Annotated in this window: 15 protein-coding genes; 10 read left to right on the forward strand and 5 right to left on the reverse strand. The window is 51.2% G+C overall.

Features of this window, described 5'->3' with window-relative positions:
- From EA14781_RS19385 to fabY, 3 genes are all read left to right on the forward strand, one after another.
- On the forward strand, positions 1 to 163 hold a 163-nt coding region (locus tag EA14781_RS19385), incomplete at its 5' end, for a YhjD/YihY/BrkB family envelope integrity protein (protein ID WP_042336073.1).
- On the forward strand, positions 160 to 597 hold the full coding sequence (gene dtd, locus EA14781_RS19390; RefSeq protein WP_000560979.1) for a D-aminoacyl-tRNA deacylase: 438 nt from the start codon (positions 160 to 162) through the stop codon (positions 595 to 597). The genes EA14781_RS19385 and dtd, both read left to right, overlap by 4 nt.
- A gap of 44 nt (positions 598 to 641) precedes the next feature.
- Complete coding sequence (fabY, locus tag EA14781_RS19395) at positions 642 to 1583, forward strand: fatty acid biosynthesis protein FabY (RefSeq protein WP_001297068.1); 942 nt, start codon at positions 642 to 644, stop codon at positions 1581 to 1583.
- A gap of 63 nt (positions 1584 to 1646) precedes the next feature.
- Here the strand turns inward: fabY and EA14781_RS19400 are convergent, their stop codons facing one another.
- Complete coding sequence (locus EA14781_RS19400; RefSeq protein ID WP_002460590.1) at positions 1647 to 2555, reverse strand: alpha/beta hydrolase; 909 nt, start codon at positions 2553 to 2555, stop codon at positions 1647 to 1649.
- A gap of 228 nt (positions 2556 to 2783) precedes the next feature.
- Here EA14781_RS19400 and EA14781_RS19405 point away from each other — a divergent pair, with 228 nt between their 5' ends.
- The 6 genes from EA14781_RS19405 to EA14781_RS19435 all read left to right on the forward strand — a co-directional run bounded on the left by EA14781_RS19405 (position 2784) and on the right by EA14781_RS19435 (position 5490).
- Positions 2784 to 3095: a hypothetical protein gene (locus EA14781_RS19405; protein WP_000897302.1), complete on the forward strand. Its 312-nt coding sequence runs from the start codon at positions 2784 to 2786 to the stop codon at positions 3093 to 3095.
- A complete protein-coding gene (gene nadS, locus EA14781_RS19410) occupies positions 3096 to 3386 on the forward strand; it encodes a NadS family protein (RefSeq protein ID WP_000356397.1) in 291 nt (96 codons plus the stop codon).
- A gap of 358 nt (positions 3387 to 3744) precedes the next feature.
- Entirely contained in the window at positions 3745 to 4023 is a 279-nt protein-coding gene (locus EA14781_RS19420; protein WP_032278934.1) for a hypothetical protein, read from the forward strand.
- Between the two features lie 414 nt (positions 4024 to 4437).
- Complete coding sequence (locus EA14781_RS19425) at positions 4438 to 4656, forward strand: ribbon-helix-helix domain-containing protein (protein WP_001251292.1); 219 nt, start codon at positions 4438 to 4440, stop codon at positions 4654 to 4656.
- 217 nt (positions 4657 to 4873) lie between these two features.
- On the forward strand, positions 4874 to 5116 hold the full coding sequence (locus EA14781_RS19430) for a ribbon-helix-helix domain-containing protein (RefSeq protein ID WP_001275524.1): 243 nt from the start codon (positions 4874 to 4876) through the stop codon (positions 5114 to 5116).
- Positions 5116 to 5490, forward strand: a complete 375-nt coding sequence (locus EA14781_RS19435) for a type II toxin-antitoxin system VapC family toxin (protein ID WP_001129491.1) — start codon at positions 5116 to 5118, stop codon at positions 5488 to 5490. The genes EA14781_RS19430 and EA14781_RS19435 overlap by 1 nt, the downstream gene beginning before the upstream one ends.
- A gap of 36 nt (positions 5491 to 5526) precedes the next feature.
- On the opposite strand, the gene fdhE is transcribed toward EA14781_RS19435, so the two are convergent.
- Genes fdhE through fdnG form a run of 4 tightly spaced genes read right to left on the reverse strand, consistent with a single transcriptional unit; the run spans position 5527 to position 11050 of the window.
- Positions 5527 to 6456: a formate dehydrogenase accessory protein FdhE gene (fdhE, locus tag EA14781_RS19440; protein ID WP_000027704.1), complete on the reverse strand. Its 930-nt coding sequence runs from the start codon at positions 6454 to 6456 to the stop codon at positions 5527 to 5529.
- Entirely contained in the window at positions 6453 to 7088 is a 636-nt protein-coding gene (gene fdoI / locus EA14781_RS19445) for a formate dehydrogenase cytochrome b556 subunit (RefSeq protein WP_000829019.1), read from the reverse strand. The genes fdhE and fdoI overlap by 4 nt, the downstream gene beginning before the upstream one ends.
- A complete protein-coding gene (gene fdoH, locus EA14781_RS19450; RefSeq protein WP_000331386.1) occupies positions 7085 to 7987 on the reverse strand; it encodes a formate dehydrogenase O subunit beta in 903 nt (300 codons plus the stop codon). The genes fdoI and fdoH overlap by 4 nt, the downstream gene beginning before the upstream one ends.
- A 12-nt stretch (positions 7988 to 7999) precedes the next feature.
- Positions 8000 to 11050, reverse strand: coding sequence for a formate dehydrogenase-N subunit alpha (fdnG, locus tag EA14781_RS19455; RefSeq protein ID WP_077776624.1), 3051 nt, complete (start codon positions 11048 to 11050; stop codon positions 8000 to 8002).
- 193 nt (positions 11051 to 11243) lie between these two features.
- On the opposite strand from fdnG, the gene fdhD reads away from it, so the two are divergent.
- Positions 11244 to 12077, forward strand: coding sequence for a formate dehydrogenase accessory sulfurtransferase FdhD (fdhD, locus tag EA14781_RS19465; protein WP_000753602.1), 834 nt, complete (start codon positions 11244 to 11246; stop codon positions 12075 to 12077).
- Positions 12078 to 12139: the final 62 nt, after the last annotated feature.

Below are 12139 nucleotides of genomic sequence, written 5' to 3' on the forward strand. Positions count from 1 at the left end.
CACCCAGCTTATTTACGGCGTGCTGGCGGTGATCCCCATTCTCTTCGTCTGGGTCTACTGGACATGGTGTATCGTCTTGCTTGGCGCGGAAATTACTGTCACTCTCGGGGAATACCGCAAACTAAAGCAAGCTGCTGAACAAGAAGAAGACGACGAACCATGATTGCATTAATTCAACGCGTAACCCGTGCCAGCGTCACCGTGGAGGGAGAAGTGACGGGCGAAATCGGCGCGGGACTTTTGGTGTTATTGGGTGTCGAAAAGGATGATGACGAACAGAAAGCAAACCGTCTGTGCGAGCGCGTGCTCGGCTATCGTATTTTCAGCGATGCCGAAGGCAAGATGAATCTCAACGTACAACAGGCGGGCGGCAGTGTGCTGGTGGTTTCCCAGTTTACCCTTGCCGCAGATACCGAACGGGGGATGCGCCCCAGCTTCTCCAAAGGGGCTCCGCCAGATCGCGCAGAGGCGTTATATGACTATTTCGTCGAACGCTGTCGTCAGCAAGAGATGAATACGCAAACAGGACGCTTTGCTGCGGATATGCAGGTATCGCTGGTCAATGACGGCCCCGTGACATTCTGGTTGCAGGTATGAGCCAGCTTCCAGGGTTGTCACGGGTTACAAGAGAGAGTATCGCTATGTATCACCTTCGGGTTCCACAAACAGAAGAAGAATTAGAGCGCTACTATCAGTTCCGTTGGGAGATGTTGCGTAAGCCCCTGCATCAACCGAAAGGTTCTGAACGCGACGCCTGGGATGCGATGGCGCATCACCAGATGGTCGTCGACGAGCAGGGTAATCTGGTGGCGGTCGGTCGGCTGTATATTAATGCCGATAACGAAGCGTCCATTCGCTTTATGGCTGTTCATCCCGACGTGCAGGACAAAGGATTAGGAACGCTGATGGCGATGACTCTGGAGTCGGTAGCGCGCCAGGAAGGCGTTAAGCGCGTGACCTGTAGCGCTCGTGAAGACGCGGTGGAGTTTTTCGCCAAGCTGGGGTTTGTCAATCAGGGAGAAATCACCACGCCTACCACCACGCCGATTCGCCATTTTCTGATGATTAAACCCGTCGCCACTCTGGATGATATTCTTCATCGCGGCGACTGGTGCGCCCAGCTCCAGCAGGCATGGTATGAACATATCCCGCTTAGTGAAAAAATGGGTGTGCGCATTCAGCAATATACCGGGCAAAAATTTATCACCACCATGCCGGAAACCGGCAATCAGAATCCGCATCATACGTTGTTTGCCGGGAGTTTATTCTCGCTGGCTACGCTCACCGGTTGGGGGCTTATCTGGCTGATGCTGCGCGAACGCCACCTCGGTGGAACGATTATTCTTGCCGATGCGCATATCCGCTACAGCAAGCCGATTAGCGGTAAACCGCATGCGGTAGCCGACCTCGGTGCGTTAAGTGGCGATCTCGACCGTCTGGCGCGCGGACGAAAAGCACGGGTGCAGATGCAGGTCGAAATCTTTGGCGACGAGACGCCGGGTGCGGTGTTTGAAGGTACGTATATCGTTCTGCCCGCGAAGCCATTTGGCCCGTATGAAGAGGGCGGGAACGAAGAGGAGTAGGGGCGTTTTACTTGACTGAAAAGGTTTTCAATCTGAAAACCTTTTCTGGGCCCTGGTCCGGAGTTACCTTCCCGCTCTCCAGGCAACATCCCGTAGCGCCGATCGCGCAGCCTCACTGATACCACCTAACTGAAAAAATCCGTGGATAACGCCAAGGTAGCGTTGGCAGGTGCATTGCACTCCTTGCTCTGTCATGCGGTGATACAACGCTTCACCTTCATCGCAAAGTGGGTCGTATTCAGCGGTAATGATATGTACAGGTGGCAAGCCATTGAAATCATTGCGCCAAATAGAGCTGGCTTCAGGATGCCTGCGTTCAATGCCTGGCAGGTACATCTCAAAGCCGCTCAGTAAAGTGTCGCGTGTGATGATGTAATCGTGACCATTGCGTATGTAGCTTTCGAAATGCGCAGTCGCATCAAGCATAGGATAAATTAAGATGAGTTGTGCTGGTTGCCACTCGCCAGCACGCTTCAATCGCAAAGCAGTTACCAGCGCCAGATGCCCTCCCGCACTGTCACCGGCAAGAGTTATTCGTTGTTTATCAACGCCGAGTCGTTCGGCGTGTTGCCGGACTAATTCTGCACCTCGTTGCGCATCATCATGGGCGGTGGGGAAAGTATGTTCCGGTGCCAGCCGATACTGGACGGCAATAATCCGACATTGCCCGTAATAGGCTAACTGGCGCAGCTGGTTGTCGTGAGTTGCGAACCCGCCGCTAACAAAACAGCCACCGTAGTAATAAATTATCGTCGGGAGTAATGTCGGGGCATTCAGCGGTGGCACTATTCGTAAGGTCATCCCTTCAAGTTCGATAGTCTGAATATCTACCCGCGTTTCTGTCTCACCCGCAAGGACAGCGCTGGCGATATAGCCCTCTCTGCGCTGCGTAATACTTTGTTGGCGCGATGAGGGGCGACCCGCAGCGATAAACTCTTCGACTAACTCTGCAATTCCTTTTTCCAGTGCCATAGTAGAACTCATTTTGCTGTATGAATGCACAGTTTTATACGCCCGTTTTTGCTGGATGGATACAGGGAAATTCACGGGCGTGAAAAATCTGGAAAGCGCCTCGCAAATGTAAAGACAAACCCGGCAGAGACGTGGTTTTGCTGGAGCACTATCAGTAAGCTAGTGGTTTCAATGGTACGTCAATGACGTACAAAGAGGATTGTTACTCTAAGCCAATGGCGTATAATTATGCTCTTCATCGAAACGGAAATTTTTACTGAAGATGTTCAAAAACTGCTGAACGACGATGAATTCAGTCGTTTTCAGTTTTTCCTGGCCTTGAATCCTGACTATGGTGAGGTAATACCTGAAACTGGTGGGTTAAGAAAGGTTCGATGGGTCTCAGGAGGAAAGGGGAAACGTGCTGGTGTCAGGGTTATTTACTTTCATCAGGTTAAACATTATGAGATCAGATTACTGCTTATTTATCGTAAGGGTATTAAAGATGATCTGTCTCCCCAGGAAAAAGCAATGCTCCGGTTGTTAAATACGAGGTGGTAAATGGATAAGGCACTTTTTGAGCGGTTGACTCACAGCATGGCCCAGATGAATGAAATTATTGAAGGAACGCGACAGCCTTCACGGACTTTTGAAGTTGATGCTATGAAAATCAAAGAAATACGCCGCGCTTCAGGGTTGTCACAATCTAAATTTGCCGATCTTATTTCCGTAAGCGTAGACACGTTGCGTAACTGGGAGCAGGGGCGACGTTCACCGACCGGGCCTGCAAAGGCTTTGCTGCGAGCGATTGCCAATGATCCGCAACATGTGCTGCAAGCACTTAACCGTTAGAGGCATGGTTATGCCATACAGAAAGCACCAGCATTCAGAACTCCTATGAAAGCGGCATAGTGCCGCCTGTTCAGGAGTTTTGCTATGACCCGTAATCGTGCTGAACGTCGCCATCATATGGTGCGATTAAAAAAAATCCGCTGTCGTTATCGCACTGCAGGCGATGGAAGCAAAAAAGCATCAGGTATTTGCTTTCGTACTCCCTGTATTTGTTCTTGTTGGATGTGTGGGCATCGACGCTATCATAATGGTCCCCACGTATCGGAAATTCGTGCAAAAGCACGCTATGCGAATTAAGGGAAAATGATGAACTATTTTAAGGAAGCACATTTTTAGAACTCTTAACAGGAGACTAAAAATGTCCACGTTTAATACGCGTAAAGATAGGGATCGTAATGGTAAAGCGAAGCCGCATAAGCATTCAGGGATCCCAACACTTACAGGTAAATGGCGTCACCCTTCAATGGATTGTTGGGTAAACTACAGTACACCGGGCGATCATGAATGGAAGCGGCTCTATACTACGCTTCGCCGTCGCGCAGATGATCGACGCCAATGTCATCGGGTAATGCAGGGGGATGATCCGCAAGGAATCGTCTGGTTCCCGGACTGTTATCCACAAATTTACTACTACTAACAATTAAAGACCGGTTGGTGCGGCACTGACCGGTCAGTTATGAATGGTAGATTTCACCTTAAACCCTGATGCTGTAAAGATGTTGACTTTTTTCGGATACACTATCCGGATGATGTAAATGAAGACCCATGCAAAACTGAACAAATAAATATATTTATGCCATCCATAATTAATCCTTATCACTTATTATTACTTTTCTGTGGGAGCGACCCTCATCTAATCAAGAGTAATAAATGATTATGGGTGATGATAAACCATTTTTTAATAAAAATTAAAATAACTGTAACTGTTGCATTATTTTTGGAAAGAGTCTCGCAAAAATAAAACCACATGCAGAAACCAGCTTTCGTTAATTAATTTTCCGGTGTAATTTTTACACATATATTAATGAACAGTATATGTAAGGTGGTAACGATGGCGATGAATACGGTTTTTCTTCATTTATCAGAAGAGGCAATTAAACGGCTGAACAAGCTTAGGGGTTGGCGTAAAGTTTCGCGCTCTGCAATTTTACGCGAAGCGGTAGAGCAATATCTGGAACGTCAGCAATTTCCGGTGCGTAAAGCAAAGGGTGGCAGGCAAAGGGGTGAGACAGTAGGTGTTGATGATCAGTGTAAGGAGCATAAGGAATGACAAAAATTTTTCATTCTTGAATATAAAAAACAGATGCCCTTATTCTGGTATTAATACAAGATTGTTTTACTTGAGCTTATAATAACTGCAACTGTTACATCATATCTGGACAATGCCTCGCAAAAATAAAAAGTGATACGTAAATGCGCTTTCTTTAAAGGTTTTGCAAGAGTATTTTGCTCGCCATGTATTCAAAAATGATATACTGGAGGTATATATGAGCGCTATGGCAGGTATGGATATGGGCAGAATTTTACTCGATTTATCCGATGAGGTGATTAAGCGACTTGATGATCTCAAAGTGCAGCGCAATCTTCCTCGCGCAGAGCTATTACGAGAAGCTGTAGATCAATATCTGGAAAATCAATCGAAAACGACAATATCCAGTGCTCTTGGTATCTGGCAAGGGTGTGAGGAAGATGGTGTCGAATATCAGCGTAAGCTGCGTGAGGAATGGTAATGGCAAAAAGAACTGCGCTTTTTGATACCAATATCCTTATTGATTTGTTCAGCGGACGAATTGAGGCAAAACAGGCACTGGAGGCATGGCCCCTACAGAATGCGATTAGTCTGGTCACATGGATGGAGGTGCTGGTTGGCGCTAAAAAATACAATCAAGAACATCGCACACGGATTGCAATGAGTGCGTTTAACGTTATTGGGATTTCGCAGGATATCGCGGAACGAAGCGTTGCTTTGAGGCAAGAGTATAGAATGAAACTTCCAGATGCCATTATTCTGGCAACAGCACAGATTTATGGCTTTGAATTGGTAACGCGAAATACGAGAGATTTTGCGGGAATAGCAGGTGTAATCACACCCTATCAACCGTAATCCGGGCGACCTGCGCCACCCGGAAAACATCAGAGATTACTCCCCTTCCCCCGGAAACAGGAACGGGTTGATGGAACTGCGGGCGTAGCCTTCTTGCTCCATTCGCGCGTCCAGCACCAGAGACGCGAGGTCATCCGCTACGGCTTCAACTTTTGGATCTTTTTCCTGATAAAAAATCTTCAGGTAAGTGCCGCAGTCATCACAGCTTTCGGCTTTAATTGCGGCTTGTTCGTCATCCAGTGACCAGTAGTGCAGTTTGCCGCTCTGTTCGCAGTTGCTGCATTTTACACGCACCACGTGCCATTCGGTTTCACACAGGTTGCAGTGCAGGTAACGCAGCCCCTGAGTGGTACCAATTTGCACCATACTGGACACCGGCATAGAACCACAGACCGGGCAATATTGACGCTGTTCGCCGTATTCTGCGCGGGCTTTACCGGGGATCAGGTTGGCCATTTGCGCCCAGTAGAGCGACAGCGCAGCCCAGATAAACGGCGCTTTATCGCTGCTGACGGACGAGAAATCAGAGGCAAACAGTGCGCTGGCCATATCTTCCAGCTCCTGGGTTGATGCTTTCTCCAGATTCTCAATCACGGCCAGCGCCGGGCCGCTCATTTCTGGTTTCAGTTCAGCAATCAGCGCCATCAGCAGTTTTTGCCAGTGTTTATCGCGTGGCAGAACGTGAATATCCAGCGGTGGCTTGCCTTGTGCGCTGGCTTCTTTAATGCGCGCAGTCAGGTCCATCTCCAGCGGATGGTCGTACAGCACCACTTCCTGGGCGTGGGCGATAAGCGCAGCAAAGCGCAGATAATCGCCCAGCGGATTATTTTCGGCCAGTTCGCGCAGACGTTCGGCGCGGCGGTTGTATAAATTTTTGAGTCGAGGGAACAATAACGGCGGAATCATATCCGCCGTACGTTTCTCGCTCGAACCCAGCTCATCTTGCGGGATTATGCGAATACTCATTCAGCTTTCTTTTCCGTTGTCTTGCGGACCTCACGGTACCAGCGCGGGTGATGTTTCTTCGCCCATGCGTTGGTCACCCATCCTTCCACCATGGCGGTAATCGTGCCTTTTACCCAAAGGGCAGCGTAGATATGCACCATGATAACCACAATTAACGCCACTGCGGCAAATGAATGCAGCATTAACGCGAATCGGATCACCGGGATTGAGAAAGCAGGCGCGAAATAAGGACGCCAGATAATCACGCCGCTCACCAGCAGCAGCACCAGGAAAATAATCGCCGCCCAGAAAACGCATTTCTGACCGAAGTTATAACGCCCGGTGTCACCTACTTCCTCGTTGACGACGATCTTACGAATATTCTTCGCCCAAAAGATATCATCCCGATTGATTAGGTTGTGGTGCCAGTAACGGAAAAACATGATGATGAACGAGGCAAACATAACCACGCCGACAAACGGGTGCAGAATACGCGCCAGTTGCGGTGTGCCCATGATTTGCATCAACCAGTTGAAGGAGGGGAACAAAAAGCCCATTCCGCTCACCGCCGCCAGGATGAAGCAGAAGGCGGTGATCCAGTGGTTGATACGTTCCGGCGCGGTATAGCGCACGATGGTGTCACGTCGTTTCATTTGCGCTCCTCGTCTTTCTCTTCGTGCAGATTATTCTCTTCCTCATCCGCACGGTTCGGACCGACACCCACGTAGTGGAAGATACTGGCCGCAAAGGTAGCCGCAAAGCCAACAGCCGCGAGCGGTTTCCAGATGCCTTTCCAGAATTTCACGGTTTCACTGATTTCCGGGTTCTCCGGCAAGCCATGATACAGATTCGGCTTGTCAGCATGGTGCAGCACGTACATGACGTGTGTACCACCGACGCCTGCCGGATCGTACAGACCCGCGTTGTCGTAACCACGAGTTTTCAGCTCAGCCACACGCTCGCTCGCCAGCGTTTTCATCGATTCTTTCGTACCGAAGTGAATCGCGCCCGTCGGGCAGGTCTTCACGCAGGCCGGTTCTTGCCCAACCACCACACGGTCAACGCACAGCGTACATTTGTAGACGCGGTTGTCTTCCGGGTTGAGGCGCGGCACGTTGAACGGACACCCGGCGATGCAATAACCGCAGCCGATACACTGCTCGGACTGGAAATCGACAATGCCGTTAGCATACTGAATGATAGCGCCTTCCGCCGGACATGCTTTCAGGCAACCAGGATCGGCACAGTGCATACAGCCGTCTTTGCGAATCAGCCATTCCAGTTTGTCGTCCTGCTCCACTTCCGAGAAGCGCATTACTGTCCACGATTTGGCGCTTAAATCATTGGGGTTGTCGTATACCCCAACGTTATTGCCGACAGTATCGCGAATGTCATTCCACTCTGAACATGCCACCTGACAGGCTTTACAGCCGATACAGGTGGTGACGTCGATGAGCTTCGCTACTTCTTCCTGGAAGTCCCGCGCCTGAGGCGCGGGGGTCAGACCGTTAGTCGCGGAGCGACGAATAATGTCTTGCGATTGATAAGCCATATGTCGTCTCCGTTATACCTTTTCCACATTCACAAGGAAGGACTTAAACTCCGGCGTCTGCGTGTTTGCATCACCGACGAATGGTGTTAACGTGTTGGCAATAAAGCCTTTTTTCGCAACACCTTCATAGCCCCAGTGAATCGGAATACCGATGGTATCGATATCTTTGCCGTTCGCTTTCAGCGTGCGAATACGTTTGGTCACCACCGCTTTGGCTTTGATATAGCCACGGTTAGAGGAGACTTTCACGGTATCGCCCTGAGCAATGCCCAGTTTATTCGCCAGCGATTCCCCGATTTCCACAAACTGCTCTGGCTGCAAAATCGCGTTCAACAGCGCGTGTTTGGTCCAGTAGTGGAAGTGCTCGGTCAGACGATAGGTGGTTCCGACATACGGGAACTTATCGGCTTTACCCAGTGCTTCGGTGTCGTCTTTAAAGATACGTGCAGCCGGGTTTGAGATAACGTTTGGATGCAGTGGGTTAGTCCCCAGCGGTGTTTCAAACGGCTCGTAGTGTTCCGGGAACGGACCTTCCGCCATCTTATCGAGGGCAAACAGACGCCCCATGCCTTCCTGCTGCATGATAAACGGCCCGACGCCGCTGCCCGGAGGCGCTGCGCTGTAGTCCGGGATATCCCAGCCGGTCCACTTAGTGCCATCCCATTTCAGTAACTGACGCTTCGGATCCCACGGGTTACCCTGCGGGTCTGCGGAGGCGCGGTTATACAGAATGCGGCGGTTAAGCGGCCATGCCCATGCCCAGCCCAGCGTGTTACCGAGGCCAGACGGATCGGCGTTATCACGGCGTGCCATCTGGTTACCTTCTGGCGTCCAGCTACCGGCGAAAATCCAGCAGCCACAGGAGGTTGTACCGTCATCGCGCAGTTGGGCGAACGAGCTAAGTTGTTGGCCTTTCTTGACGATAACCGCCCCAGTTGCCGGATCGGTAATATCGGCCAGCGCCTTACCGTTGCTCTCCATCGCCACTTCCTCAGACTTCGGCTCATGCGGGATGGCGTAGTTCCAGGTCATGTTCAGCACCTGGTCGGGGTTCGCGCCACCTTGTTCGGCATACATCTTGCGCAAGCGCAGGAAGATACCAGAGAGGATCTCGCCGTCAGTCAGCGCAATCCCCGGGGCATCCGCACCTTTCCAGTGCCACTGCAACCAGCGACCGGAGTTAACGATTGAACCGTTCTCTTCCGCGAAACAGGTCGATGGCAGACGGAACACTTCGGTCTGGATCTTCGTCGGATCCACGTCGTTCATCTCGCCGTGGTTCTGCCAGAAGTTGGAGGTTTCAGTGTTCAGCGGATCGATGGTGACGAGGAACTTCAGTTTCGACAGACAGCCGATCACTTTGTTTTTGTTCGGGAATGAGGCGACCGGGTTAAAGCCCTGGCAGATATAGCCATTGACCTTGCCCTCTTTCATCATCTCGAAGTATTGCAGGACGTCGTAGCCTTTATCCCACTTCGGCAACCAGTCAAAGCCCCAGCTATTTTCCGCCGTCGCTTTATCACCAAAGAAGGCCTTCATCATGGAGACGAAGAATTTTGGGTAGTTGCCCCAGTAGTTAACCTGGCCTTCCAGCAGCGGTTTCGGCGTGTTGGCGGTGAGGTGGGTTTGCAGATCGGTCTGCTTCTCGCTTGGCAGTGTCATATAACCTGGTAGGCTCTGCGACAGCAGCCCCAGGTCCGTCAGCCCCTGAATGTTGGAGTGACCGCGCAGGGCGTTAACGCCGCCGCCTGCCATCCCCATATTGCCGAGCAGTAGCTGGATCATCGCCATCGTACGAATGTTCTGCGCACCAACGGAGTGTTGCGTCCAGCCGAGCGCGTAGAGGAACGAGGCGGTTTTATCGTGAGCACTGGTTTCGGCGATGTATTCGCAGACTTTCAGGAACGCGTCTTTTGGCGTACCACAGATGTTTTCAACCACATCTGGCGTGTAGCGGGAAACGTGCTGTTTCAGCAAGTTCCACACGCAACGTGGATGTTGCAGCGTGGTATCGCGTTTGGCGAAGCCGTTTTCGTCCAGTTCGTAAGTCCAGGTGGATTTATCGTACTGGCGTTTTTCCGCGTCGTAGCCGGTGAACAAACCATCTTCAAAGCCGTAATCCTCACGCACGATCAGGCTGGCGTTGGTATAGGCTTCGGTGTATTCGCGGTTGAATTTTTCATTGTTCAGCAGATACAGCAATACGCCTGACAGGAAAGCAATGTCAGTACCGGAACGGATAGGGGCATAGTAGTCAGCCACCGCCGCCGTACGCGTAAAGCGAGGATCGATCACAATCAGCTTCGCGCCGTTGTGAATTTTGGCTTCCATCGCCCAGCGGAACCCGACCGGGTGAGCTTCAGCGGCGTTACCGCCCATCACCACGACGAGGTTGGCGTTCTTGATGTCGACCCAGTGGTTGGTCATCGCACCGCGACCAAATGTTGGAGCAAGACTTGCTACCGTTGGTCCGTGTCAGACACGCGCCTGGTTGTCGACCGCGAGCATACCCAGCGCGCGGGAGAATTTTTGCGTTAAATAGCCGGTTTCGTTACTTGACGCGGATGCACACAGCATTCCGGTGGAGAGCCAGCGGTTAACCGTCACACCTTCGGCGTTTTGTGCAATGTAGTTAGCATCGCGGTCTTCTTTCATCAGTTTGGCGATGCGATCAAACGCTTCTTCCCAACTGATTTGCTGCCATTTATCAGAACCAGGGGCACGGTATTCCGGGAACTTCAGACGGCTTTCGGAGTGGATGAAATCCACCAGGCCAGCGCCTTTCGGACAAAGTGCTCCGCGGTTGACCGGGTGATCCGGGTCACCTTCGATATGGAAGATAGATGCTTTGGCGTTTTTTGCTCCGTCACCGAGGCTGTACATCAGCAGCCCACAACCAACAGAACAATAGGTGCAGGTATTACGGGTTTCGCGGGTACGCAGCAGTTTATACTGCCTTGTTTCTGCGAGTGCTACGCTGGGTGCAAAACCCAGTGCGGCTGCCGTGGTGCCTGCCATACCGCCAGCGCAGATCTTAAAGAACTGCCTTCTGCTGACCTGCATGGATTGCTCCTTGTTTCGACATTGTCACGTCCCATTTACATTCGCGTGCTGCGTGTGCAGGGAGTGGGAGTTATTTTTCTTTGCGGAAGGGGCCGCAAAGGTCCAGAATTGGCGCAATTTCCCTCCGTCCAGGAAGGGTTTGTAACAGAATACCATAATGTTGGTGTGTGTGTTCTTATCTGGTTAAAAGAAAGTGAAAAAAACACAGCAAAAAGAAATCATAAATGTGACAAATGTCACAGGCGTTCGCCAAATTGAGGTATGGCGGCGTGATGATTTACAACATCCGCGACTTGATGAAGTGGCGGAAGAAGTTCCTGTTGCGCTGGTCTACAACGGCATTTCGCACGTGGTGATGATGGCCTCGCCCAAAGACCTTGAACGCTTTGCGCTTGGTTTTTCGCTTTCCGAAGGGATTATCGAAAGTCCGCGCGATATCTTCGGCATGGACGTCGTTCCTTCCTGTAACGGCCTGGAAGTGCAAATCGAGCTTTCCAGCCGCCGCTTTATGGGACTGAAGGAGCGCCGTCGGGCACTGGCCGGGCGCACGGGCTGTGGCGTCTGTGGCGTAGAGCAGCTTAATGACATCGGTAAACCGGTGCAGCCGCTGCCATTCACTCAGACGTTTGATCTCAACAAACTGGATGACGCGTTACGCCATCTCAACGATTTCCAGCCCGTGGGGCAACTGACCGGTTGTACTCACGCTGCGGCCTGGATATTACCTTCCGGTGAGCTGGCGGGCGGACATGAAGACGTGGGCCGCCATGTGGCACTGGATAAATTACTAGGTCGTCGGGCGCAAGAAGGTGAAAACTGGCAGCAAGGCGCAGTGCTGGTTTCCAGCCGGGCCAGTTATGAGATGGTGCAAAAGTCGGCGATGTGCGGCGTAGAGATTTTGTTTGCTGTGTCTGCTGCGACCACGCTTGCTGTAGAAGTGGCTGAACGCTGTAATCTGACGCTGGTGGGTTTTTGCAAACCGGGCAGGGCGACGGTTTATACCCATCCACAAAGGTTAAAGTGTTAATTAAATTAAGTCCTGCAATTGTATATTGCATTGCAGGACTTATTCATTTTGTGAATTTGGTG

It is taken from the genome of Escherichia albertii NBRC 107761 = DSM 17582 (genome assembly GCF_000759775.1).
Classification (GTDB): domain Bacteria; phylum Pseudomonadota; class Gammaproteobacteria; order Enterobacterales; family Enterobacteriaceae; genus Escherichia; species Escherichia albertii.

Bases quoted from the DNA above. Each gene is read 5' to 3' on its own strand.
- dtd (WP_000560979.1), top strand. From the start codon at position 160: ATGATTGCATTAATTCAACGCGTAACCCGTGCCAGCGTCACCGTGGAG.
- fabY (WP_001297068.1), top strand. From the start codon at position 642: ATGTATCACCTTCGGGTTCCACAAACAGAAGAAGAATTAGAGCGCTAC.
- EA14781_RS19400 (WP_002460590.1), bottom strand. From the start codon at position 2,555: ATGGCACTGGAAAAAGGAATTGCAGAGTTAGTCGAAGAGTTTATCGCT.
- EA14781_RS19405 (WP_000897302.1), top strand. From the start codon at position 2,784: ATGCTCTTCATCGAAACGGAAATTTTTACTGAAGATGTTCAAAAACTG.
- nadS (WP_000356397.1), top strand. From the start codon at position 3,096: ATGGATAAGGCACTTTTTGAGCGGTTGACTCACAGCATGGCCCAGATG.
- EA14781_RS19420 (WP_032278934.1), top strand. From the start codon at position 3,745: ATGTCCACGTTTAATACGCGTAAAGATAGGGATCGTAATGGTAAAGCG.
- EA14781_RS19425 (WP_001251292.1), top strand. From the start codon at position 4,438: ATGGCGATGAATACGGTTTTTCTTCATTTATCAGAAGAGGCAATTAAA.
- EA14781_RS19430 (WP_001275524.1), top strand. From the start codon at position 4,874: ATGAGCGCTATGGCAGGTATGGATATGGGCAGAATTTTACTCGATTTA.
- EA14781_RS19435 (WP_001129491.1), top strand. From the start codon at position 5,116: ATGGCAAAAAGAACTGCGCTTTTTGATACCAATATCCTTATTGATTTG.
- fdhE (WP_000027704.1), bottom strand. From the start codon at position 6,456: ATGAGTATTCGCATAATCCCGCAAGATGAGCTGGGTTCGAGCGAGAAA.
- fdoI (WP_000829019.1), bottom strand. From the start codon at position 7,088: ATGAAACGACGTGACACCATCGTGCGCTATACCGCGCCGGAACGTATC.
- fdoH (WP_000331386.1), bottom strand. From the start codon at position 7,987: ATGGCTTATCAATCGCAAGACATTATTCGTCGCTCCGCGACTAACGGT.